The sequence below is a fragment of the Paenibacillus anaericanus genome, assembly GCF_003994475.1.
In the GTDB taxonomy this organism is placed as follows: domain Bacteria; phylum Bacillota; class Bacilli; order Paenibacillales; family Paenibacillaceae; genus Fontibacillus; species Fontibacillus anaericanus.
In genome coordinates, this window is the sequence record NZ_RZNY01000003.1 from 150,341 (window position 1) to 175,148 (window position 24,808).

Below are 24,808 nucleotides of genomic sequence, written 5' to 3' on the forward strand. Positions count from 1 at the left end.
GGGATTTCATAATCCGCTGATCGATTAATATACCTGAGTATCCAGAGAATAGCTCTCCATATTATCTTTCACACGCTGCATAAAACGTCCACATATGACACCATCCAAAATCCGATGATCAAGTGACAAACACATATTGGCCATCGAACGAACCCCAATCATATCGTTAATAACCACAGGTCTCTTCACAATAGATTCAAATGTAAGTATAGCAGCCTGCGGATAATTAATGATCGGTTGAGTCAAAATAGAACCAAAAGATCCCGTGTTATTAACGGTAAACGTTCCACCCTGCATATCGTCTAGCTTCAGCTTACCCGCACGAACCTTACTAGCAAGATCCTCGATTTCCCGGGCAAGACCAGCGATATTTTTCTGATCTGCTTTTTTGATGACTGGAGTCATAACCGAATCTTCTGTACCTACAGCAAGTGAGATATTGATGTCCCGCTTAACAATAATCTTATCTACTGCCCAAACAGAGTTCATAATTGGATAATCTTTGATCGCACCAACAACAGCCTTCATTAGGAAGGCTAAATAGGTTAGGTTTACGCCTTCTTTTTTCATAAAATCATGTTTCAACTTATTCCGGAGCTGAACCAGATTCGTCACATCAACCTCGATCATCATCCAGCCATGCGGGATCTCCGATACACTCTGACGCATACGCGTAGCAATCGTGTTACGAATAGGTGTCACATCAATGAAATGTTCGTTGTGATTCCCTTCCTCAATCTCAATAGTTGGAATTCTAGGAGGCTCTGTTAAATGCAGTCCGGAATGACGAACAGGCTCTTCAACTACCTTCTTGGGCTCAAATGCTGCAGGTTGTGGTGTGACTTGCTGATTAAGCTGCTGTGCAGACGAAGGAGTTATTCCTGATGCATTAGTTGAAGTTACTCCGCCTCCGTCAATATAGGCCTGTACGTCCTTACGCGTAATTCGTCCGCCGAGACCACTACCTGGAATATCTTGCAGATTGAGACCGTGTTGTGCAGCAAGTGTCAATACTGCCGGTGAATAACGGCTTCGCTGATTATCTTCTGTGGTCTCTGCAGAATGAGCACTGTTCTTTGCTTCAGCAGAATTGGCATTTGAGCTCGATTCCACACCAGTAGTTGCCGTCTCAATCCGACAAATAACAGTTCCAACCTGAATCTCTTGACCTTCCTCTGCAAGCAACTCTCCCATCACCCCATCTAGGGTCGAAGGAATTTCTGCGTTAACTTTATCCGTGATTACTTCACAGATCGGTTCGTATTGTTCTACTGGATCGCCCGGCTTCTTCAACCATTTTCCAATCGTAGCAGATACAAGTGATTCCGCAAGTTGAGGCATTGTAACATCGGTTAAAATTTTATTTGATGGCATATTCTTGTCACTCCCAATTAGTAAAGCGCCAACTGTAACATGGCCTCTTTAACTTTATCTTTGTTGAGCATAAAGAACTTCTCCATTGGAGGACTGATCGGCATCGCTGGTACATCCGGTCCGCACAAACGCTGAATTGGTGCATCAAGATCGAATAGGCACTCCTCCGAAATAATCGCAGAAACCTCAGCACCAACGCCACCCGTTTTATTATCCTCGTGGACGATTAGCACTTTACCAGTTTTACGAGCTGATTCAACAATGGCTGCATGGTCCAGCGGCTGTAGTGTACGGAGGTCTAGGACATGGGCAGTAATTCCCTGCTCCTTTTCCAATTCTCCCGCAGCCTGCATAATAAAATGTAGTGGAAGACTGTAGCTGATCACTGTGATATCAGAACCTTCTCGTAACACATTTGCCTTACCAATCGGTACGATGTAATCATCCTCTGGAACATCTTCTTTAATCAGTTTGTAGCATTTCTTATTCTCGAAGAACAACACAGGATCAGGATCCCGAACTGCCGCCTTGAGCAACCCTTTGGCATCATAAGCTGAATAAGGGGCGATGATCTTCAGTCCTGGTGTACCAAAGAAAATCGATTCTGCACATTGAGAATGGTATAATCCACCGAAAATCCCGCCGCCAATAGGTGCACGGACGACCAAAGGACAGTTCCAATCATTATTGGAACGATAGCGAATCTTTGCCGCCTCGCTGATAATCTGATTTGTTGCTGGAAGCATAAAGTCAGAATATTGCATCTCTGCAATGGGCTTCATTCCATACATCGCTGCTCCAATCGCCACTCCAGCAATTGCAGATTCTGCCAGTGGTGTATCCATTACACGTTGTTCGCCGAACTGCTCCTGCAAACCTTTCGTCGTCGTGAATACTCCACCTTTGACACCAATATCTTCTCCCAATAAAAATACGTTCTCGTCGCGTTCCATTTCCTCTTTCATCGCAAGGCGAATGGCGTCGATATACTCCATAACTGGCATTTATTGACCCTCCCCTTCGCTGTCAGCGTAAACATGTAATAACGTATCTTCCGGCTTTGGAAACGGCGCTTTATCAGCCGAATCAATCGCTTCTTTTACATGCTTAGTTAATTCCTTGTTCAATTCCTCGTCCTTCGCTTCATCCCATAGATCGCATTGGATCAGATAGGACTTCAGTTTCGGGATTCCGTCTTTCTTCCAGTTCTCATCGACTTCTTCCTTCGTCCGATAAGCCAAATCGTTATCCGAGGTCGTATGTGGTGACAGTCGGTACATCACGGATTCGATTAAAGTTGGTCCTTCACCACGTATTGCGCGTTCACGTGCTTCCTTGACAACACGATATACCTCTAAAGCATCGTTCCCGTCCACCTCAACTCCAGGGAAACCATAACCCTTAGCACGGTCATACACTCTGCCACCAAGCTGTTTACTAACCGGTACCGAAATCGCATATTGGTTATTTTCACACATGAAAATGACCGGCAGCTTCTGCACACCAGCAAAGTTCAATCCTTCGTGAAAATCACCTTGGTTACTGGAACCTTCACCAAAAGTAACAAAGGAGACGATGTCTTCACCCTTCATTTTGGCAGCTAATGCCACACCAACTGCATGTGGTACCTGTGTCGTCACTGGACTAGATCCGGTAACAATCCGTAGTCGTTTGCTGCCGAAGTGACCCGGCATCTGCCGTCCACCACTGTTTGGATCTTCCGCTTTAGCGAAAGCCGACAGCATGAGTTCTCTCACTGTCATGCCGACAGAAAGAACAAAGCCGTAATCACGGTAATACGGTAGGAAATAATCGCGTTCTCGATCCAGAGCAAACGCTGCTGCTACCTGCGTAGCCTCCTGTCCAATACCCGAAACGTGAAAATTGATCTTACCTGCCCGTTGTAATAACAGGTTAAGCTCATCGAACTTCCGTGCAAGCAGCATATATCTGTACATGTCCACCACTTCGGTGTCCGATAATCCGAGCTGCTCATGTTTATGTTTGGTTTGTGTTAAACTTTTTGCGTTCATGGGAGTTACCTCCTTCAATTAGAACCCATATTCTTAATTATATGCCTCATCTTAAAACCTGGTACTAAGACTTGGGTTAACCTCATTATAATCTCTTTCTCCGCAAAAAGAAAATAATACTTTTAGATACCAATAGCGTGTCCGTCTACTGCTAAGGCAGCTTCACCAATGATTTCAGAAAGGGATGGATGTGCGAACACGGCTTGTCCGATTTCCCATGGTGTTGCGTCAAGGAGTTGGGCTAGCGAAGCACCACTGATCAACTCAGTTACATGGGCTCCGATCATATGAACCCCAACAATATCATTAGTGTTTGCATCAGACAGTATTTTTACAAATCCGTCTCGTTCCCCTAGTATTAACGCTTTACCAATTGCTGAGAAAGGGACCTTACCTACCTTGATCTCGCGTCCCTGTTCACGTGCTTCCTTCTCCGTTATTCCAACGGAAGCTACTTCAGGACGTGTATACACGCAGCGAGGTACATGATGAACGTTATAACCATGAGCAGATTCCTCTGCCAAATGATTGACGGCAACCAGACCTTCATGGCTAGCAACATGCGCTAACTGCAAACCACCAATGCAATCACCAATAGCGTATATATGCGGCTCCGTCGTCTGCATGGACTCGTTAACTCGGATGAAGCCATTTTCTAAGGCAATATCTGTATTCTCAAGTCCAATGTTCTCCACATTAGCCTGACGTCCGATGGAGAGCAGCAACTTGTCTGCTTGTAAATCAATGAGTTCTTCGCCACGTTTGGCTGAGATATGTACTAAATTATCTTGTACATCGAAAGTATCTGTTAGCACACTCACACCGGTCAACACTGCAACGCCTCGGCGTTGAAGCTGTTTCTGTAACTCACGAGCAACTTCCTCGTCTTCAGTTGGCAATAATTGCTTCGCAGCTTCCACGATGGTGACCTGTACACCAAAATCATTCAATAATGACGCCCACTCAACACCAATCACTCCACCACCAACAATTAGTATCGAGGCAGGGAGTTCTTCCATTTTAAGCGCTTCGTCACTGCTTAATATATACATCCCGTCTGGCGTTAATCCTGGTAATGTTCGTGGACGAGATCCAGTAGCGATGATCAAATGTGTCGGAAGAATGGTTTCCATCTCTCCATCACTTAATTCAACAGCAACCGCACCACTCTTAGGCGAAAAAATAGAAGGTCCCGTAACGCGTCCCTTACCTTGAACAACTTGTATTTTATTCTTACTCATCAAATATTGGACCCCTTTATGAAGCTGATCCACAATTCCCTGCTTTCGCTCCTGAACCTTCGGGAACACGAGGGAAATTCCTTCCGCTTGTATACCATAACTAGCACTATCCTTCATCTGAGCGAACAGTTCTGCACTGCGTAGTAATGCTTTACTGGGAATACATCCCCTGTGTAAACATGTCCCTCCGAGCTTGTCCTGTTCGATAATTACAACTTTCTTCCCTAGTTGAGCCGCGCGGATAGCCGCAACATATCCTCCGGTACCTCCACCAAGAACTGCTACGTCGCATGAAATTGTCATAACCTATCTCCACCCATTCCATTGAATAATCACTAGTATTTCGCCTCTTATTGTACCTCGTTTTACAGCTATTACAAATATAAGGAACCAAATAGACAGAACTTCAAGAAAAAGTTATGATCAAATAGAACCATTCTTTCGCTGTCCTCATTTGGACGATTGCCTATCTCAGTGAGTAACAACAACCAAAGTATGCGATAAACATCGTCTTTCTTACATAAATCAAAAATTGCTTTTTATCAGGAAAGGAACCGTGTCTATGAAATTAAAAACCTCCCGATTTATCGCAATTATCATCCTAGTCATCCCAGGAATCGCGGCCATGTATGGCTTTCTCAAGATGAAAGACGCCTTATTTCTATACTTAGCTAACCACGGTGATGACACACTAACCAGCATTTCGTTTGACTGGCTGAATTTCATTATCGGCCTGCTGCTGTTTCTCTGTGGGATCAGTTTTCTAGCTGGATGGACCTTCTTTCGGGATCGCAAACGAAATTATGTGGGACCCAGGTTCCGCAAGAAAGCATAAATATCTCCATACCAAAAACCTCTTCCGCTTAAATGCTGAAAGAGGTTTTTATGTTACTCATAGAGTGCGTCCTTCAATTTGCTAGACATCTTGGATTCATTCTTCGATGACACACGTAGTAATGTTCTACGCAGTCGACCATTCTCAGCTGTTAATGTTTCCACTTGTTCAATCAATTGACGAATCACAACTTTATCTTGCTCAGGAATTTCTGTATGTTCAAGCAGTTGGTTATATTGTTCCAAGTTCACATCATCTGTATTTACTGACATACTGTACCTCCGTTCAACTTAACCACATTTTTAGAATGAGTCTTTATTTTAACATATTTTCATCTTTCCACTATAACTATATAAGTCAAACTCACACCAACTTTGATCCAGTACGACAGAAAAAAAGCCAACACGAAGGTTGACTTATTCTTTCGCTTTATTATGTGATTTATTGTTTTTCCACAATTGCAAAGTAATTATTCTCATTATCAGCAAAATTAAATACTCTTCCCGTAGGCATACTCACAATTTCTCCAACTGTAATATCTTTGTCCGAAAAATCTTTGTAAAGTTGGTCGAGGTTTTCCGAGTAAAACAATAATGAAGGTGTATTAAGATTCAATTCAGGTTGCATTTTAGCAATTAGTTCCTTGTTGTGGAGCACGATACTCGTCTCCGAATCTTTTGTAGGAGCTATTTCAATCCATCTCATACCATGGCCATTATCTTGATCAGCGATTAAGCTAAAGCCAACTTTTTCAGTCCAAAATTTCAATGTTTCCTCTTGGTTATTCACATATATCATAATTTGTCCAACTTTACTGATCATTGGCTTCGCTCCATTTCCGTATATATTAACATTAATATTAATATTTTAATTTTAAAACATTCCATTATATTTTAACATTAAAAATTACATTTACAAATAAGTCTGAAGAGAATCCTAGCCGAAACTTTTTCTCGCATCTACCTCATTATCAAATAGTCTACAACCCCAGAAGGTCATAGTATCCTTATTAAAATATCGTAGCTGCTTGTGTTTTTTATCTGTTTCCATAAAGTTGATACATGCCTCCCTAAAAGTTTCACCCTCAGCACATCCAAGGTAAGCGGCACCACAAATTTGTCTAGAATCAGCAAAACCCTCTGACCAAATTTCGAAACTCTTCAAACAACACATCTCCCTAACGAATCAGTCATTTTATTACTTTACCACATTTTAAATACGACTAGAACGTAAAAAAGACGCCATCTAGGCAGGCGTGATCATGTTCTAAGTTGTATTTTTCGATTTCACGCCCAACTTTAAAGTGAAATGATTGAAGTTGGTTGTAAACAGTGTTACTCTAACAACGGCAAACTCAAAATCCATGTTCTGCAATACATCAAATAATAGTCACTATTTTAGTTATAAAGAAAGGTAATACTATGATAAAATTTGATAAGTTATCCTTCTCATTTCCGCAAAAAGAACTATATAAAAACATTTCATTTACGTTAGAAGAGGCACAACAATGCGCTTTTATAGGAACAAGTGGCAGTGGGAAAAGTACACTAATAGACATACTGATGGATCCAGAAAGATATTTGTTTGATGGCTTGTTAGAGATAGACCCGACTTGCAGAATTGGGTATGTAAGTCAGTTCTCACAACCAGAAAAAACTAAAGAAACAACCGTTTTTGAATATATCGGAGAAGAATTTATTAAGATACAACATGAAATAACAGCTATTTGCACTGAAATGGAAACATCTCAGGATATTGATTCATTACTGGAAAAGTATCAATTAGCTCTAGACGCCTTTGATTCAATAGGCGGGGATGATTTTGAAAGCAACATTAATAAGAAACTAAACCTGGCAAACCTCATGAAGCTAAAAGATGTTAGGGTATCCGACCTGAGTGGCGGGGAATTCAAGCTTATTCAAGTGATGAAGGAAATGCTTAGTAGTCCAGACTTAATGATTATGGACGAACCCGATGTATTCTTAGACTTTGAAAACCTAAATGCGCTTAAAAATCTTATTAATTCTCACAAAGGCATACTGCTAGTTGTTACGCACAACCGCTATCTATTGAATCATTGCTTCAACAAAATCTTGCATCTTGAAAACATGGAGATCCAAGAGTTTGATGGACGATATATTGAGTATAACTTCTCATTACTTCAAACAAAAATTGAGTTACAAGAACTCACGGTCGCTGAGGGTGAAGAAATTGAGAGAAACGAGAGCATCATCGATAATCTTAGAGCTATCGCAACCTATAATTCAGAAGCATCTAGAGGGAGAGCGCTCAAAGCAAGAGTTAGATTTCAAGAAAGATTGGAAGCGCGTAGAATTAAAGCGCCATTTGTTGATATTAAGCAACCGAATATTAGCTTAGATATTGATCATGAAATGGAAGAAGACACCACGGTTATCAATGTCAGTAATTATCGTGTTGCCTTTGATGAATTGCTGTTAGAAAATGTGAACTTTGAGATCAAATCAACGGATAAAGTAGCTCTGATCGGTGCAAATGGTACTGGGAAAACGACTTTACTCCGTGAAATCTTTAAAAATAATCATGATTCCATTGAAATAAATGCGAATGCTAAAGTGGCTTATTTATCTCAGCTTCAAGGCGAAGTTCTAAAGGATTCTAATACAATACTAGAAGAATTCATCGATGCTGGGTTTAACTCTTATGATGAGGTTAGATCATATATTTCGCACTATGGCTTTGAAGGCGAAATCGTTGATCAGAAGATTGAATCTTTATCTGGTGGAGAAAAAAATATACTTCAATTAGCTAAAGTTTCTGCCAGCAAAGCAAATGTATTGCTTCTGGATGAACCGACAAGTCATTTAGACACCTATACACAAATAGCACTGGAGAAAGCCACCCAAGACTACAAAGGCGCGATTCTCATGATTTCTCATGACTTCTATTCTGTGGTAAACGGTATGGATTATGTTTTAATCATTGACGATAAGACGATTAGAAAAATGAGTATGCGAAAATTTAGACAGATGATTTATGCTAGTCATTTTGATAAAGACTATTTAGAAACTGAACAAAAGAAAAAGTCAGTGGAAATGAAAATAGAATTAGCTTTAAAAGATACCGATTTCGAACTTGCAAAAGTATTGCTTGATGAGCTAGAAGAGCTGATTAAGTTGCTTTAAATTACAACCCTCTGATGGAAATGTATCAACAAAAAAGACACTGATGAATAGAATCTCAGTGTCTTTTTACTGCATTGATTTCTTGATAGCTCTTGCCGTGCACAGCGGTTCACTTTTTTATTAAAAATCTCTCTCAACATAGGATGTATTTCACATCTAGCAACATTTAATACCCTTACCCCACAAAGCCCCTAACCCTTTCAACTAACCTTATGCTCAATCCGTAGCTTGTCAGCTACCATGGCAATAAATTCGCTGTTCGTTGGTTTGGATTTGCTGATGTTGATGGTATAGCCGAAAAGGTGGCTGATGCTGTCGATGTTGCCACGTGTCCATGCAACTTCAATAGCATGACGAATTGCACGTTCGACACGAGATGGTGTTGTTTTGAATTTCTCAGCTACCGCAGGGTATAACGTTTTGGTAATCGCACCAAGTATTTCTATGTTGTTGTAAACCATTGTGATCGCTTCACGTAGATATTGATAACCCTTAATATGCGCAGGAACCCCGATCTCATGGATAATGGAAGTGATATTCGCATCCAGGTTCTTGCCCTTACCAAGGGGCACTACGTTCGATCTTGTGAACACGGAAGTTTGAGCTCCGCCAATCGTTAGGCTTTGTACGCCAACAAGTTGTCTAATTCGATTGACCAGTACCTCCATATCAAATGGCTTGAGAATGTAATATGAGGCTCCAAGTTGTACTGCACGTTGTGTAATGTTCTCTTGTCCGAAAGCTGTCAGCATAATGATCTTAGGCTGTGGAGACATATTTAAATCACGCAAACGCTCCAACACACCTAGTCCATCCAGATGTGGCATAATGATGTCTAGAATTAATACGTCCGGAACCTTAGGAGCATTCTCGATCATTTCCAGAACTTCTTCGCCATTATAAGCAATACCTGAGACGATCATATCGTCTTGTTCCGAAATGTATTCAGCAAGTAAACTTGTGAATTCCCGATTATCATCCGCCAACAACACTTCTATTTTCTGCACCGACTACTTCCTCCTTAGAATAATTACATAAATTATATTTTTCTCTTCCAGAATAAGGATTCGACATGCAAATGTAAATCCCTTCTGTCGAAATTTATTTTTCTTTATTTTTTTTTATGTATGATATATAATAATATATTTATTTACATATTACGATTCTATTCGTTAGTTTTCGACAATCACATACGAATTAATCCCCTTTTCTTTATAAAAAAAATCTTAAGGCGTCTAACTCGCCTTAAGATTTTTCTGTTGATTCCCTTGAAGAATTCCAGCATCTTGAAGCATCCATTCAATGAAACATCCATATCCAGACCGTGGATCGTTGACAAACACATGTGTAACGGCACCAATTAGTTTTCCATTCTGAATGATTGGGCTGCCACTCATGCCCTGAACAATACCACCTGTTTTATCAATAAGTCGTGGATCCGTAATACGTAGCACGAGTCCTTTTGTTTCTGGAGAGCTTTGGCGAGATACATGTACGATTTCAACCTTAAATCGTTCTACACGTTGGCCTTCTACAACCGTTAAAATCTCTGCCGATCCTTCTTTTATCTCTTCAGAAAAAGCCACAGGAATCGCTTTATTATAAACACTATGCTCTGGATTCTCAGACATTTTCCCAAAAATTCCAAAAGGAGTATTTCGCTCGATATTACCGAGAGTTTTTCCTTCTTTCAGAAAATGAGCTCTCTTCTCGCCTGGTTCTCCACTTTCACTTTTAGAAATTGAAGTTACACTGGATTGAAGAATCTCTCCGCTGCCAACAACGATCGGTGTCTGTGTATTCATGTCCGTAATAACGTGGCCTAACGCCCCATACACGCCCTGCTCAGGAGCAAAAAAAGTAAGAGTCCCGACTCCAGCAGCTGAATCTCGAATATAAAGACCTAATCTCCAAGCTTTATCCTCTTTATCAAAGGCAGGTGACAAGGAGGTAAAGTATTCCTTCCCTTTCCGCTTATAAGTAACTTTTAGCGGTTTCTTTACATCGCCAGATCTTTCAACAATCTCGCCCACTTCTTTTACGTCCTTCAATGTAGTTCCATTCAAATGGGTAATCAAATCCCCGACTTGAATACCCGCAACTTCTCCGGGTGATACTTTGCTGTCATTCGTATTAACTTGATGATGCCCCACTACCAAGATCCCTGCCGATTTAACTTTGACACCAATCGTTTGCCCGCCAGGGATAACCTTCAAGTCGGGAATGACATTAACCTTTACAGTCTTTAACGGAATTTGACCGAATAATTTCATGCGAAGTTTCGCTTCCCCACTGCTTAACGAGGAGAGATTGAGCGGATTTCCGAGGGATACCTTCATGGAGGAGCTTTTCCCGCCATTCAGCATAATCACATCGGGCCGATCCACACTGACTTCTGCCTGTACAGGCAAAGCCGAATGGATTTGCGCATTCTGCCCCTGAAATAATCGCATTTCGCCTGGCATAAAGGGCAGTTGCCCCTCAGCTGCAGATGTGCCAAGAAAACAAAAGAAGAAGGCAAGTAAAAGACCGAGCAATCTTTTCCTGAGGTTTGGGTTCAATGGCTGTCACGCTCCCTTTGCTTCTTTCGCTTGACGAAAAGGTGGTCGCCAATTGCGTACCTATAAGATACCCCCGGTGTGGTCTTTTATTACTGTCAAACATTGCTCCGAACACTAAAATGAATCCTTTTGTGCCTGTGCCAACTTCAGCATCTCCTGTGCGTGATGCAATGTTTTTTCCGTTATTTCCACGCCACCAAGCATACGTGCCAGCTCATGGACTCGCCCTTCTTCAGATAATGCTTCAACTGAAGTCATCGTGCGATCCCCTTCCACTACCTTTTCAATCAAATATTGTCGGTCAGCCATACAAGCAACTTGAGGAAGATGACTAATGGAGAATACCTGGCAGGACTTTGATAATGTATATAATTTCTCGGCAATCGATTGGGCTGCACGCCCACTGACACCCGTATCCACTTCATCAAATATCAGGACAGGCACTTCATCATGTTTAGCAAAGATACTCTTAAGTGCCAGCATCATTCGTGATAACTCCCCACCAGAGGCGATTTTACTTAGTGGTCTTAATGGTTCTCCAGGATTCGGGGAAATTAGAAACTCAGCACTGTCGATCCCCTGCTTACCTGGTCTAACTCGCTTACCTTTCCATTCGAAACCGTTGGCATCTTCATTCCAATTAAGCTTTACTTGAAGAGATGTCCGCCCCATTTGCAGATCCTTCAGTTCGCTTTCAATCTGAAGCGCCAACTCCTCAGCGTTCTTCTGACGGATGTCACTTAGTTCCCCGGCTTCATGAAGCAAACGGTTCAGCAGTTTGTCCCTGGTAGCCTCCAGCTTCTCTAAGAGTTCATCCTTATTCTCTAACGTCTCCGTCTCCCGAGATATTTTCTCGTAATACTCCAAGATACCCTCTATCCGATCACCGTATTTACGACGTAATGAAGAGATCAAATCCAACCGATCTTCAACTTCTTCCAATCTGCTGGGATTAAATTCAATGTTCTCACGGTAACTCCGAAGACCAAACGAAGCATCCTCCAATTGATAATACGCCGATTGCAATTGCTCTAATAATGGATTAATTCCATTGCTATCGTATCCAGCTACATCTTGAAGTCTTGAAACGGCCTTAGCAATTGCCTCCAAACCCTGGGGGCCATGCAGAAGGTTGTATGCCTCAGAGATTGAACCCATAGTCTTCTCACTATGAGATAGCTTGACCTTTTCTTCAGAAAGAAATTCATCCTCACCCAGTTTTAAACCAGCAGTTGCAATTTCCTCTAATTGGAACCGATACAAGTCAAGCATCTGAAGCGCTTGTTGGCTATTATTTCGTAATTCATTCCATTCTTTATCCACTTTGACAAAAGAAGCATACGTCTCTTGATATTTCGCCTTAATGGAGTTGATGGATTCCGCACCAAATGCATCGAGCAAACTCAAATGGCGTTCTGGGCGAAGAAGATTCTGATGTTCATGTTGACCATGAAGGTTGACTAATTGTTCGCCCACTTCGCGTAACATAGATAAATTGACGAGTTGCCCATTAATTCTGGCAGTACTTTTTCCCTGATGGCTAATCTCCCGGCGAATGATTAATGATTCCTTTTGGTCGGCAATAATACCTAATCCCTCAAGTGTCTTCCACACTGAATGAGCTTCAGGCAAGTCGAAGGAAGCCTCCATTTCTGCTCTTTCACAGCCATACCTGATCAAATCAGCCGTCCCCCGGCCCCCAGCAATTAGACCCAGCGCATCGATTACTATCGATTTCCCCGCTCCTGTTTCTCCTGTGAGCACGTGAAAACCACGGTAGAACTTTACGTCCACCGCTTCCACCACTGCTAAATTCCGAATCGATAAATGGACTAACAAGGTGAGTACAACTCCCTTCGCCTAAAAAAAGTCAATTCAATAATTAAGAGATAAAACCCATAATTTGTTCGATAATAAAGTGACTGTACTTCTCGTCTCTACAAATAAGCAGAATGGTATCGTCCCCACAAATGGTTCCGAGCAAATCCGGCCATTCCATATTATCGATCAATACAGCTACCGAGTTGGCTGTTCCGGGAAGACATTTTACAACAACAAGATTTCCTGTGTGATCGATATGTACGAAACTATCCACCAATGAACGCTGCAGCTTTTGTACAGGATTGTACCGCTGAGCCGTTGGCAAGGAATACTTATACTTACCTTCATCTGTTGGTACTTTGATCAGCATCAATTCCTTAATATCGCGTGATACTGTTGCTTGCGTTACCTGAAATCCTGCTTTACGTAGTGCTTCTACCAATTCATCTTGCGTGTCGATTTCCTGTCCAGTAATAATTTCTCGAATTTTAATATGTCTTTGACCTTTCATCTTGTCCTCCAAATGCCCTTAATAGGCTGATTCATCTTCGTCTTCATCACTTGTTAAGGCAATTTCCTTGATATCTCCAAGATCAGTGTCCACATAAAGCACACCAGCACATTCTGGATATAGAAGTAAATATGGCAGGAGTTCTCTACGTACACCACTGCCAGTCCATTCTAATGTTAGCCGTTCCCTAGATGTCTTGACTAAATACATTTCTCTGTTCTTCGTCACTATGTAGTCGATAAACAAACGGCTGTGCAGCACATTTCCATTTACCTTGAAAACGAGTGGCACCTTAAGCTTGTCACTGACGATCTCAAATCCTGACTGCTCTAGAAGGTCTACCGCAGGATGTTCCATGATCTCCTCATTATAATGAAACCCGATCCCTGATCGTAACGTAAATGGTTTGCGAACCCAAGATTGTAATCCACGATAAATCAGGAAAATCACAATACCTGTAATGAGTACCATCAATAGTCCATCGGTGTAATGTCCCATCGAAATCACCTCAAGGATTTAATTCGACGAATGATCTCAAGCTCCTGTTATAACAGCATAATTCATCAAGGAAAATAATGAATTATGCATTTTTATTCATTATATCGAACACTCGTTCTGATATCAAGTATACAAAAAGCCCATCACTTCGATGGGCTTCCTGTAAAGGTATCCGTAGCTTCAGCGACCACTTTCTTGGAAATATCCTTGATGTAACTCATATCGATAGTATTAGCACTTTCACTTTGATCATCAAGAGTCAAATGGACCAAAAATTCAATATTCCCTTCCCCACCTGTAATCGGAGAGTAGGTCAGCTCCTTCAACCCATACCCACCTTCGAGTGCAAATTGGAGAACTGTCTCCAAAACTTCGGAATGAACTTTGGGATCCCGTACAACTCCAGACTTACCAACCTTGTCACGTCCTGCTTCAAATTGTGGCTTTATCAAAGCAACGATATCCGCAGGTCTCTTCAGCAGTGTAAAAAGAGTTGGTAAAATAATCTTCAAAGAAATAAAGGATACATCTATACTAGCGAAATCCGGACTTGGTCCATCTAGATCTTCGGGGGTCATATAACGAAAATTGGTCCGTTCTTTCACATTAACCCGCTCATCATTACGAAGCGACCAATCCAACTGATTGTAACCAACATCAATAGCATACACATAACTGGCCCCATGCTGCAGAGCACAATCGGTAAATCCTCCGGTCGAAGAGCCAATATCAAGCATCACACGACCATTCATATCGATGTTGAATCTTTTTAGGGCCTTTTCTAGCTTCAACCCACCACGGCCAACATAAGGATGAACGGCCCCTTTAACTGTTAAAGGGGTATCTCGAGGGATCTTGGTCCCCGCCTTCTCGATTCGCTCCTGTCCTCCAAATACAAGTCCAGCCATAATCGCAGCCTTTGCTTTTTCCCTACTTTCAAAATACCCCTGTTCCACCAACAGGACATCAATACGTTCTTTGGAAACAGACATCAAATTCTCCTGACTCTCATCGGCCCCAAAGGTACCGTAACTTAAGACGGTTTGACCTTCTTGCCATAAGTAAACTGATGCTCGCTACGGAACTTCTTGATCTCACGAACGACGGATTCCGCCGTCAAACCAACTTCATCCAATTGTTCCTTTATCGAGCCATGTTCTATAAAGCGATCTGGAATTCCAAGTAGTGAGACGTCCACGCCGGAAATTCCTTGCTCCGCATAAAATTCTAACACTGCACTCCCCAAGCTACCTGCTTGCGAAGCTTCTTCCAGCACCACCATCTTGTTGCCCTCGCGAGCTAAATTAAGCAGCATGGTGTGATCGAGAGGTTTGATGAAGCGAGCATTAACTACACTTGCCGATACACCTTCACGTTTCAGAATTTCCGCTGCTTCTTCCGCCACCTGTACCATCGGTCCAACAGCTATAATGGCAAATCCTTCGCCTTCACGTACCTTCTCCCAGCTTCCGATCGGAATAGGGGTAAGGACCTCATCCAGAGGTACTCCAGGTACATTAATACGTGGATATCTATAAGCAATCGGTCCATCATTATACTCAAGCGCCGTCTTCATCATATGGCGTAGCTCATTCTCATCCTTAGGCATCATCAATACGATATTCGGTATATGGCGCATAAATGCAATATCATAAACACCATGATGAGTTTCCCCATCGGCGCCTACAAAGCCTGCTCGGTCAATAGCAAACATAACATTGGCATTATGACGGCAAATATCATGGACAATTTGGTCGTATGCTCTTTGCATAAAAGTCGAGTAGACGGCATAGACCGGTTTCATCCCTTCCATAGCCATTGCCGCACACATCGTTGCCGCATGCTGTTCAGCAATACCAACATCGATCATCCGATCAGGGAATCGTTCGGCGAATTTAACTAAGCCCGAACCACCTGGCATTGCTGGTGTAACTGCAACAATACGCTTATCCTGCTCGGCAAGTTCAATTAGTGTCTTTCCAAACACTTCGGTATACATAGGATTGCCTACCGCTTTCAACACTTGTCCTGACTCAATTTTGTATGGTGAAATCCCATGCCATTTATGTGAATCCTCTTCCGCCGGAGAATATCCTTTCCCTTTAGTGGTCAATACATGCACCAACACTGGACCGCCAACATTATTCGCCTGTTTAAAAGCTTCAATTAATCCATGTATATCATGTCCATCGACAGGTCCCAGATACTTAAAACCTAGTTCCTCAAACAGAACACCCGATACCACCATATATTTCAAACTGTCCTTCAAACGTTCGGCTGTCTTGGCTAACTTACCTCCAATGGCCGGGATTTTCTTCAATAACTGCTCAATTTCATCTTTGGCGCGCAAATAATTTTTGTCAGAGCGAATTTTCGATAAATAATTATGCATCGCCCCTACATTTGGAGCTATCGACATCTCATTGTCATTCAAAATAACCATAAGGTCTTTCTTCTCATGACCTATATGATTCAATGCTTCAAATGCCATCCCACCAGTTAGAGATCCATCGCCAATAATTGCAACTACTTTATTATTCTCGCCCTTGAGATCGCGAGCTAATGCCATCCCCATTGCTGCTGAAAGCGAAGTGCTGCTATGACCTGCTTCCCATACATCATGTTCACTTTCACACCGCTTAACAAAACCACACATACCATTATGCTTCCGTAGTGTGTCGAACTTATCCATTCTTCCCGTCAATATTTTATGCACATAAGCCTGATGACCCACGTCAAAAATAAATTTATCCACCGGACTGTTATAGCAATAATGTAGTGCAATCGTTAATTCTACTACCCCTAAATTAGAGGCAAGATGTCCACCCGTTACCGAGAGCTTCTCAATTAGAAACTGCCGGATTTCCGAAGAAAGAACCGTTAATTGCTCAACCGAATATTTCTTTAAATCATTAGGTTCATTAATTTTCGAAAGCAGCATACGAGTTCCCCGCTTTCCTTAAAAGTTGTCTCGCGTAGTTAATAGCACTCATTATATCATATGAATAGCTGAATCGAAATCTTTGTGCGATCAATGATCCCGCTCCATTAAATAATCTGCGATATCCAGCAGTTTCTCTGGATTCGGAATAAGACCACTCGTTATGGCTCCTTTTGCAGTACGGGTCAATGCTTCCAATTCGGCACGCGAGTTGTCCAGACCGATAAAATACGGATATGTTACTTTCTGTTGCTTCACATCACTTTGGGTTTTCTTTCCCAATTTCCCCTCATCGCCGATAAGGTCAAGGATATCGTCTTGAATCTGAAACGCAAGACCAATTGCCCGGCCAAACTGTTCCAGTGCAGCAAGCTGCTGTTCGGAAGCCCCAGCCACTCTTCCTCCCGCTTTCAAGGAGAACACGATAAGATCACCTGTTTTGTGCTGATGGATATAACGCAGTTGGTCCAGCTCAGTGAGACCTTGCTCACCCTCCATATCAGCAACTTGACCACCTACCATACCCGCAGGTCCAGCGAACAAAGACAGCTCCTCCACAATCGCTAGTGCAGACTCTGCTGTAATTCCAAATTGCCGGCTTGTTTGAATAATACTATAAAAGGCATGTGTCAGAAGACCATCTCCAGCCAGGATTGCCATGGCTTCACCAAACACCTTATGATTCGTTGGTTTACCACGCCGGAAATCATCGTTATCCATTGCGGGAAGATCATCATGAATCAACGAATAGGTATGAACCATTTCCACGGCGCAAGCGACGGGCAAAGCCGCTTCTCGGCTTCCGCCCAACGACTCCGCCGCAGCAATGACAAGGAGTGGCCGAAGTCGCTTGCCCCCCGCCATAAGCGAGTATTCCATCGATTCCCTAAGGTTCGTAGGAACTTCCCACGAACCAGGTACGATATCTTGAAGAGAAGAAGTCACCAAACTGGAAACAGCTTCTATATAGTCGCGAATGGACGATTTATCCAAGAGAATCACCGCTCTCCTCACTTTGTGGAGCAAAAGGTTTTTTCTCAATGTCTCCGTCATTCTCTACGATCATTTCGATTTTGCGTTCCACTTGAGCCAGCTTCTGGCTGCAAAGCTGCGAAAGCTGCATCCCCTTCTGAAACAGATCAATTGCTTTCTCAAGGGGAACATCCCCATTCTCCAATTGCGACACGACATCTTCCAATTGATTCATGGCATCCTCAAAATTAATTTGCTTCTCCTGTTTCATGATCGTCTCCTCCCCGCTTCATACCCCATACTTGGCAATCCAGCTCGCCGTCAGTCACTTTTACCTTCACCCGATCACCAAGCTCCACATCATTTAGTGATTTAATTAAAGACTTCCCTTGTTCGTCATATACGAGGCTATATCCCCGTGCCATAACCTTCAACGGACTGAGTGCATCCAATTGCCGGATGCCAGAGGTCAACTGCTGTGACTTCTCTCTAAACATTGCATTCATGGCCCCGCGAAGCTGACGCCCGGCTTCACTCTGTCTACGCTTAGCCATCTTTAGCGCATCCTGTGGATGATAACGCAGCAATCGCTCATTGAGGCGACCATGAGTCGAAATCGTGAGCTGAGTACGCGATTTCATCCTGCTCACTAAGCGAGATTGAAGCGTATCCAGCCGCACAGCATGCTGGAGTAAACTTCGCCGCGGCTGAAGCAGCGCTGGTGATCGCTGCAGACGCCGAAGTCGCTCACGCGCTTGTGACACTTGATGCTGCAAGGCACGCTGCAGCACTTGCTCACGCTGGTTCAGCTGCGCCTTCAGCTCGGCGACGTGAGGTACGGCAAGCTCCGCTGCAGCAGTTGGCGTAGCAGCGCGTAGATCCGCAACGAAATCGGCAATAGTAAAGTCTGTCTCATGGCCAACAGCCGAGATAATAGGAATTTCCGATTCGTAGATCGCACGTGCTACCGCCTCTTCATTAAACGCCCACAGTTCTTCTAAAGATCCGCCTCCACGGCCAATGATTAGGACATCAGCCTCATTCATATCGTTCAGCGTTTGAATCGCTCGAATGATCGATGGTGCTGCGCCTTTACCCTGTACCGACACGGGATACAGAACAACCTCTGCTTGAGGATATCGACGTGAGAGCGTAGTTAAAATGTCGCGCACAGCCGCTCCGGTGGGGGACGTAACCACACCGATCACACGGGGAAACCGTGGTATAGGTGATTTACGCTCTGGGGCAAACAGCCCTTCACGCTCCAGCTTTTGTTTTAATTGTTCAAAAGCTAGATACAAGCTCCCTATTCCATCTGGCTGCATATGTGTCGCATAGAACTGATACTGTCCATCACGTTCGTACACCGACACATTGCCACGAGCAATTACACGAGCACCTTCCTTTGGTATAAAAGGTAGTCTCTGATTGTGCGAAGCAAACATAATACTTTTAACTCGGCTCTCAGCATCTTTCAAGGTGAAATACATATGTCCGCTAGAGTGATGCGTAAAGTTCGAAATTTCACCACGTATCCAAACTTCCGACAGCAGCGTATCCGACTCCAGCTTCATCCGGATATACCGGTTCAATTCCTTGATGGAATAAATTCGCTGCTCCATAGGCGCTGCCCTCCCCAGATATTACGCTAGACCTTTTAGTCTCTTAGCCGCAAGTACTGTATTCATCATTAGCATTGTGATCGTCATTGGGCCTACACCGCCTGGGACAGGTGTAATCGGACCGGAGATTTCTTTTACACTCTCAAAATCTACATCTCCAGCCAATTTTCCATTATCCAAACGGTTCATACCTACATCAATAACTACTGCACCTGGTTTTACGAAAGAAGCATCAACAAAGTTTGCGCGACCAATAGCCACAACAAGAATGTCCGCCTGCTTAGTCAATTCCTTCATATTTGCCGTTCTGGAATGGCACATTGTTACGGTTGCATTCTCCCGTTGTAACAGAAGTGATACAGGTTTACCTACGATATTGCTACGTCCGATCACTACCGCATGTTTGCCAGAAATATCAATTCCTGCCCGTTTGATCAATTCAATCACTCCAGCAGGTGTACAAGGCAACAAACTATCGTCACCGATCATGAGATTGCCTACATTTACAGGATGAAATCCATCAACGTCTTTCTTCACTGAAATCGCATCAATAACAGACTTTTCGTGAATGTGTTGTGGTAAAGGAAGCTGTACGAGGATACCATGAATGCTATCCTGGTGATTTAACTTGTCCACTAAGACTAAGAGATCCTCCTCAGAAGTGGACGCTGGAAGACGGTGAACTTCCGAATAAAAGCCGAGATCCTGACATGCCTTTTCTTTATTACGCACATAAACCTGCGAAGCTGGGTCTTCTCCGACAAGAACGACCGCAAGGCCGGGTGTTAATCCCTGGCTTAACAATTGTTCAACCTCTTTGCGGAGTCCTCCGCGTATTTCCTCAGAAATTTGTTTCCCACTAATAAGTTGTGCAGTCATGTCACTCTCTCCCCTTTACCCCAATTTATCTTTACAACTTGCAGACATTAATTTTTACTTTTGATTTCATCCACTTCATGAATCATTTTTCCTAGAACGCCGTTTACGAATTTCCCGGAATCTTCCGTTCCAAAATGCTTCGCAAGGTCGATCGCTTCATTGATAACAACTTTGCTTGGAATATCATCACGGTAAATCATTTCATATGCAGCTAATCGAAGCACTTGTCGATCTACTTTGGATAAGCGACTGATATGCCACCCTTTCAAGTAGTCAACGAGGAGTTCATCGATCTCCACTTTACGTTCCCAAGTACCGTTTACAATTTCCAAGACAAATTCTTTAGTGGCATCCACATCGGACAAATCCACTTCACTTTCGTTTTCTCCTGCTGCTTCAGAAATTAACATGGTTACAGCTTCCTCAGCTTCTACTTCATTCATTTCCATTTGATACAGACTTTGTATGGCAATTTCTCTAGCTAGTCGTCGTTTCATGTGTTTCCTCCTTAAATGATTCTCATCCCACCCAACCCCTCACTTCCGTAAGGAAAGGCCCCAAGGGTTGACCACCTTTGGGACACCCGCTTAGGGAAGATTGGTTGGGAAGAGGCGCTCCTACCCGCTGTCCCCTGTGGGGATGCGCTATACTTTGGCGTTAAGAACGCTTTACCCCTTCGGGTACGTCTTACTTATGGCACTCACTGAACATTTTCTTCTTACCTTCATGATGATCCAAAACGATACGAATCATCACATTTTCTTATGGGTAATTCATTTCAAACAAAAAAATCCCTTGACACGCTCTCTCCACAAAAAATGGGCAAGATGAAATCGCAGCTCTTTTTCCGGAGAAAGCATATCACAGGAATTATTTAAAGGGGCGCCATCGAGACTCCAACCATTCCCGAAGTTCCTTCCAAGGGAAAAGTGGACCTTGACCTACATCCTTGTGTTTGCCAACTGTATATCCAACAAACAACAATAGTGCGCAGAACAGCATATTCCAAAATCCGAAATACAGATAAATTAGGCAAAAAAACACGGCCGCCACTACACCTAATAGACGTCCCTTATAACTCTCCCACAATTGTCTCCAAAACATCGGGTTACTCACCCCTATTCAACCCGGTTTTTCACAGTAGTTGATTGGACAAGGTTGGCAATATACACCGAAACATAAGAAACGGGAATGCCAGTGATGTCCTCCACATGATCATGGACTTGTTTTTGCACTTCTTCGGTCAAAGCCGGTATAGAAGATTCTCCATCTACCATGGCTCGTACCATAACTTCCATACCTGCATCCGTAATTCGAATTCTTGTCTTAACCTCTCTGATTCCCCGAACACGAGAAGCAGCCTTATAAGCTAAGTTCTGAATCGTTTCCACAGAGATTTGAATATCTCCGTACTCGGTACGCTGATCAATCGATGGCAACGAGTTACGATCCCGTCGAACAGAAATATAGAAGAAACGGATACTTAAGAGGAACAACACTACGGCAACTACCAACGTTACGATTAAGAGGTTTTTCTCTTCTGTGCTATTTAGTGATAATGGCACGACGTTCGTCAGCAGGAGGATGGCGATGACAGAAATGATTCCGATACTTAAGCTGTAAATGAACAGCAAAAGTCTGTCCAAAATTTTGGCCACGACGGGTACAGCCTCCTTAAAATGTGAGTGATCAAAAAATGACTTTTTGAACTACATCTAAAAGTTCTACTCTGAAAGTATAGTAAACCCCTGACGTAAGTCGGGGGTTTATCAATGCAATTTATTTCACTCTGTGGGTCAACTCTACCTCTTCGACTCTCTCCACTGCCTTAAAGATTACATCGTGAATATGTACATTCACTTCAATCACAGTGAGACCAGTCATTGTTTCGATAGAACGTTTAACATTGCGTTGAATTTCGGTAGCTACTTCAGGAAGACGATGACCAAACTCCACAATAACAGAGACGTCAACAGCCGCTTCACGTTGGCCTACTTCCACCTTAACACCCTTGGACAAATTCTTTCTTCCCAAGAGTTCAACAATACCTCCAGCGAATCCGCCACTCATTCCCGCGACACCTTTGACTTCAACTGTAGCAAGACCTGCAATGACTTCAATTACCTCAGGAGCAATTTGAATTTCACCAATATCTGTTCGTTCAAATTCGGTAGGCACTGTACTCATTCTATTCATCCACCTCTCAATAAGTATGACGTTGCCTCACATCGAAGAGACTAGCGCACTTATTATAAATACTATATCATTTCGGATTCATTATGACAAACAAAGAGACAATATCTAAATCTCATTTTCTTCCAAAAATTTGATATCGAAATCACCCTTAATAAACGTAGGATGCTCCAACAATTTCTGATGAAAAGGGATCGTCGTATGAATACCTTCAATCGCAAATTCAGATAAGGCACGTTTCATTTTGGCGATCGCAATCTCGCGTGTAGGACCCCAAACAATCAGTTTGGCAATCATAGAGTCGTAATAAGGAGAGATTGTATATCCTGGATAGGCTGCGCTATCTACACGGACTCCTGGTCCACCCGGTGCAAGATAAAAACCAATTTTCCCAGGAGAAGGCATAAAGTTCCGGAAAGGATCTTCCGCGTTAATCCGACACTCAATTGACCAACCGTTGATCTGTACTTCATCTTGCGTGAATGAGAGTGGATTCCCTTCAGCTACCGAAATCATTTCCTGAATTAGATCGATTCCTGTCACCATTTCTGTAACGGGATGTTCCACCTGAATCCGTGTGTTCATCTCCATGAAGAAGAACTGACCATCTGGACTAAGCAAAAATTCAAGTGTTCCTGCGCCAGAATAATTCACGGCCAATGCTGCTCTAACAGCCGCTTCGCCCATTTCCTTACGTTTCTCAGGTGAGAGAACTGGGCAAGGTGCTTCTTCAACTAGCTTCTGCCGTCTACGCTGAACGGAACAATCGCGTTCACCCAAATAAGCAGCATTACCGTGCTTATCAGCAATAATTTGAATTTCTACATGCTTCATACCGGTCAAATATTTCTCCAGATACACGCCTGCATTACCGAAAGCCTTTTGAGCTTCTTGTTGTGCCGTTGTAATCTGTTGAATGAGCGAAGACTCGTCTTCGGCCAATCGAATTCCCTTCCCACCACCACCAGCAGTTGCCTTGATAATGACAGGATAACCAATATCTCTTGCAATAAGAATGGCTTCTTCGAGATCTTCTACCACGCCGATGGAACCTGGAATAACAGGAACCTTCGCATCTCTCATGGTTTGCTTCGCCACGGCTTTGTCGCCCATTTTTGTAATGGCTTCCGGGGAAGGACCAATAAAAGTAATGTTGCATGAACCGCAGATTTCAGCGAAATCCGCATTCTCTGCAAGAAATCCATAACCCGGATGGATGGCATCACATTCAGTCAATGTTGCCACACTAATCAGGTTTGAAATATTCAAGTAACTGTCCTTAGACAGAGTTGGACCAATGCAATATGCTTCATCCGCAAGCCTGACATGTAGCGAATCCCTGTCCGCTTCCGAGTACACAGCCACGGTAGAAATACCAAGCTCGCGGCAAGCACGAATAATCCGAACTGCAATTTCCCCGCGGTTCGCAATCAATATTTTATGAAATTTCACTGTTTCGCATCCTCCTTGGAAAGCTAGATAAGCGCCATGATTTTGTAGACGCCTTCAGACCGATCACTCCGGCTTCACCAGAAAGAGAGGCTGTCCGTATTCCACTAGTTGTCCGTTTTCTACCAAAACATCAATAATTGTACCCTTTACTTCAGCTTCGAGCTCATTCATTAGCTTCATCGCTTCGATAATGCAGACGGTTGTCTTGTCGCCGACCTTATCCCCAATATTAACAAATGGATTGGCATCCGGGGAAGAAGATCGGTAGAATGTACCGACCATCGGAGAAACAATCGTATGTAAGTTTGCATCCGGTACGCTTGGGCTTTGAGTCGTTGACTCTACAACTTGACCAACGTTGATCGAATCAGCAGATACATGTGCTGGCACACCTGGATGCGAAGCCCCAGATAGAACAGACGGTTGAACGAGTATCCCCTCACTCTTACCAAATTTACGAATACACAAACGAGCACCTTCGTTTTCAATTTCAAGTTCATGGAGAGTCGTTTTATCCATCAATTCAATCAATTCTTTAATTTCGTCTAATTTGAACATATTCTTCATTTCACTCCTTCAGCTTTATCGGAAAGCCTGGGCCATTTATACCATAACTTTATGTATTATATCACAATCATTCAAAATGGAAAGAGCCCAAGATTGCCCTGGACTCTCCCAATATACTACCGTTAATAGCTTTTCAAGTGTATA

At 43.0% G+C, this 24,808-nt stretch carries 26 protein-coding genes; 2 read left to right on the forward strand and 24 right to left on the reverse strand.

Annotated features, from left to right (window positions below):
* Nucleotides 1–24: 24 nt before the first annotated feature.
* The 4 genes from EJP82_RS04995 to lpdA form a co-directional block, all read right to left on the reverse strand.
* Complete coding sequence (locus tag EJP82_RS04995) at nt 25–1,374, reverse strand: dihydrolipoamide acetyltransferase family protein (RefSeq protein ID WP_127190936.1); 1,350 nt, start codon at nt 1,372–1,374, stop codon at nt 25–27.
* A gap of 17 nt (nt 1,375–1,391) precedes the next feature.
* The gene (locus tag EJP82_RS05000) at nt 1,392–2,378 is read right to left on the reverse strand and encodes an alpha-ketoacid dehydrogenase subunit beta (protein ID WP_127190937.1); all 987 of its coding nucleotides are present in this window, start codon (nt 2,376–2,378) and stop codon (nt 1,392–1,394) included.
* On the reverse strand, nt 2,379–3,407 hold the full coding sequence (locus tag EJP82_RS05005) for a thiamine pyrophosphate-dependent dehydrogenase E1 component subunit alpha (protein ID WP_127190938.1): 1,029 nt from the start codon (nt 3,405–3,407) through the stop codon (nt 2,379–2,381).
* Nucleotides 3,408–3,529: 122 nt separating this feature from the next.
* Entirely contained in the window at nt 3,530–4,951 is a 1,422-nt protein-coding gene (gene lpdA, locus EJP82_RS05010) for a dihydrolipoyl dehydrogenase (RefSeq protein ID WP_127190939.1), read from the reverse strand.
* A gap of 259 nt (nt 4,952–5,210) precedes the next feature.
* On the opposite strand from lpdA, the gene EJP82_RS05015 reads away from it, so the two are divergent.
* The gene (locus tag EJP82_RS05015) at nt 5,211–5,483 is read left to right on the forward strand and encodes a DUF2627 domain-containing protein (protein WP_127190940.1); all 273 of its coding nucleotides are present in this window, start codon (nt 5,211–5,213) and stop codon (nt 5,481–5,483) included.
* A gap of 53 nt (nt 5,484–5,536) precedes the next feature.
* Here the strand turns inward: EJP82_RS05015 and EJP82_RS05020 are convergent, their stop codons facing one another.
* From EJP82_RS05020 to EJP82_RS05030, 3 genes are all read right to left on the reverse strand, one after another.
* Nucleotides 5,537–5,755, reverse strand: a complete 219-nt coding sequence (locus EJP82_RS05020; protein ID WP_127190941.1) for a hypothetical protein — start codon at nt 5,753–5,755, stop codon at nt 5,537–5,539.
* A gap of 169 nt (nt 5,756–5,924) precedes the next feature.
* Nucleotides 5,925–6,305, reverse strand: coding sequence for a VOC family protein (locus EJP82_RS05025; RefSeq protein WP_127190942.1), 381 nt, complete (start codon nt 6,303–6,305; stop codon nt 5,925–5,927).
* A 114-nt stretch (nt 6,306–6,419) separates the two neighbouring features.
* Nucleotides 6,420–6,647 carry a hypothetical protein gene (locus tag EJP82_RS05030; protein ID WP_127190943.1) on the reverse strand — a complete coding sequence of 76 codons (228 nt, stop codon included), beginning with the start codon at nt 6,645–6,647 and terminating at the stop codon, nt 6,420–6,422.
* A 257-nt stretch (nt 6,648–6,904) separates the two neighbouring features.
* Between EJP82_RS05030 and EJP82_RS05035 the strand changes: the two genes are divergently transcribed.
* Nucleotides 6,905–8,647, forward strand: coding sequence for an ABC-F family ATP-binding cassette domain-containing protein (locus EJP82_RS05035; RefSeq protein WP_127190944.1), 1,743 nt, complete (start codon nt 6,905–6,907; stop codon nt 8,645–8,647).
* A gap of 200 nt (nt 8,648–8,847) precedes the next feature.
* On the opposite strand, the gene spo0A is transcribed toward EJP82_RS05035, so the two are convergent.
* The 17 genes from spo0A to accB form a co-directional block, all read right to left on the reverse strand.
* Nucleotides 8,848–9,654 (reverse strand): sporulation transcription factor Spo0A, encoded by an 807-nt coding sequence (spo0A, locus tag EJP82_RS05040; RefSeq protein ID WP_127190945.1) that lies wholly within the window; start codon nt 9,652–9,654, stop codon nt 8,848–8,850.
* A 228-nt stretch (nt 9,655–9,882) separates the two neighbouring features.
* Nucleotides 9,883–11,208 carry a SpoIVB peptidase gene (gene spoIVB, locus EJP82_RS05045; protein ID WP_127190946.1) on the reverse strand — a complete coding sequence of 442 codons (1,326 nt, stop codon included), beginning with the start codon at nt 11,206–11,208 and terminating at the stop codon, nt 9,883–9,885.
* Between the two features lie 114 nt (nt 11,209–11,322).
* On the reverse strand, nt 11,323–13,047 hold the full coding sequence (gene recN, locus EJP82_RS05050; RefSeq protein WP_127190947.1) for a DNA repair protein RecN: 1,725 nt from the start codon (nt 13,045–13,047) through the stop codon (nt 11,323–11,325).
* Nucleotides 13,048–13,090: 43 nt separating this feature from the next.
* On the reverse strand, nt 13,091–13,540 hold the full coding sequence (gene ahrC / locus EJP82_RS05055) for a transcriptional regulator AhrC/ArgR (RefSeq protein ID WP_127190948.1): 450 nt from the start codon (nt 13,538–13,540) through the stop codon (nt 13,091–13,093).
* A gap of 18 nt (nt 13,541–13,558) precedes the next feature.
* A complete protein-coding gene (locus EJP82_RS05060) occupies nt 13,559–14,038 on the reverse strand; it encodes a hypothetical protein (RefSeq protein ID WP_127190949.1) in 480 nt (159 codons plus the stop codon).
* Between the two features lie 143 nt (nt 14,039–14,181).
* Complete coding sequence (locus EJP82_RS05065; RefSeq protein ID WP_127190950.1) at nt 14,182–15,030, reverse strand: TlyA family RNA methyltransferase; 849 nt, start codon at nt 15,028–15,030, stop codon at nt 14,182–14,184.
* Nucleotides 15,031–15,071: 41 nt separating this feature from the next.
* Entirely contained in the window at nt 15,072–16,979 is a 1,908-nt protein-coding gene (dxs, locus tag EJP82_RS05070; protein ID WP_127190951.1) for a 1-deoxy-D-xylulose-5-phosphate synthase, read from the reverse strand.
* A gap of 90 nt (nt 16,980–17,069) precedes the next feature.
* Nucleotides 17,070–17,993 (reverse strand): polyprenyl synthetase family protein, encoded by a 924-nt coding sequence (locus EJP82_RS05075; RefSeq protein WP_425464323.1) that lies wholly within the window; start codon nt 17,991–17,993, stop codon nt 17,070–17,072.
* Nucleotides 17,965–18,222 carry an exodeoxyribonuclease VII small subunit gene (gene xseB / locus EJP82_RS05080; RefSeq protein ID WP_127190953.1) on the reverse strand — a complete coding sequence of 86 codons (258 nt, stop codon included), beginning with the start codon at nt 18,220–18,222 and terminating at the stop codon, nt 17,965–17,967. The genes EJP82_RS05075 and xseB overlap by 29 nt, the downstream gene beginning before the upstream one ends.
* Complete coding sequence (gene xseA, locus EJP82_RS05085) at nt 18,200–19,573, reverse strand: exodeoxyribonuclease VII large subunit (protein ID WP_127190954.1); 1,374 nt, start codon at nt 19,571–19,573, stop codon at nt 18,200–18,202. The genes xseB and xseA overlap by 23 nt, the downstream gene beginning before the upstream one ends.
* 21 nt (nt 19,574–19,594) lie before the next feature.
* Complete coding sequence (folD, locus tag EJP82_RS05090) at nt 19,595–20,452, reverse strand: bifunctional methylenetetrahydrofolate dehydrogenase/methenyltetrahydrofolate cyclohydrolase FolD (protein WP_127190955.1); 858 nt, start codon at nt 20,450–20,452, stop codon at nt 19,595–19,597.
* A 47-nt stretch (nt 20,453–20,499) separates the two neighbouring features.
* Complete coding sequence (gene nusB, locus EJP82_RS05095) at nt 20,500–20,949, reverse strand: transcription antitermination factor NusB (protein ID WP_127190956.1); 450 nt, start codon at nt 20,947–20,949, stop codon at nt 20,500–20,502.
* Between the two features lie 373 nt (nt 20,950–21,322).
* Nucleotides 21,323–21,556, reverse strand: a complete 234-nt coding sequence (locus tag EJP82_RS05100) for a DUF2273 domain-containing protein (RefSeq protein WP_127190957.1) — start codon at nt 21,554–21,556, stop codon at nt 21,323–21,325.
* A 14-nt stretch (nt 21,557–21,570) separates the two neighbouring features.
* Nucleotides 21,571–22,110 (reverse strand): alkaline shock response membrane anchor protein AmaP, encoded by a 540-nt coding sequence (amaP, locus tag EJP82_RS05105; RefSeq protein ID WP_127190958.1) that lies wholly within the window; start codon nt 22,108–22,110, stop codon nt 21,571–21,573.
* A 121-nt stretch (nt 22,111–22,231) separates the two neighbouring features.
* Nucleotides 22,232–22,639, reverse strand: a complete 408-nt coding sequence (locus EJP82_RS05110; RefSeq protein ID WP_127190959.1) for an Asp23/Gls24 family envelope stress response protein — start codon at nt 22,637–22,639, stop codon at nt 22,232–22,234.
* Nucleotides 22,640–22,753: 114 nt separating this feature from the next.
* Complete coding sequence (accC, locus tag EJP82_RS05115) at nt 22,754–24,097, reverse strand: acetyl-CoA carboxylase biotin carboxylase subunit (protein ID WP_127190960.1); 1,344 nt, start codon at nt 24,095–24,097, stop codon at nt 22,754–22,756.
* Nucleotides 24,098–24,160: 63 nt separating this feature from the next.
* Complete coding sequence (gene accB / locus EJP82_RS05120) at nt 24,161–24,655, reverse strand: acetyl-CoA carboxylase biotin carboxyl carrier protein (protein ID WP_127190961.1); 495 nt, start codon at nt 24,653–24,655, stop codon at nt 24,161–24,163.
* Between the last annotated feature and the right edge of the window lie 153 nt (nt 24,656–24,808).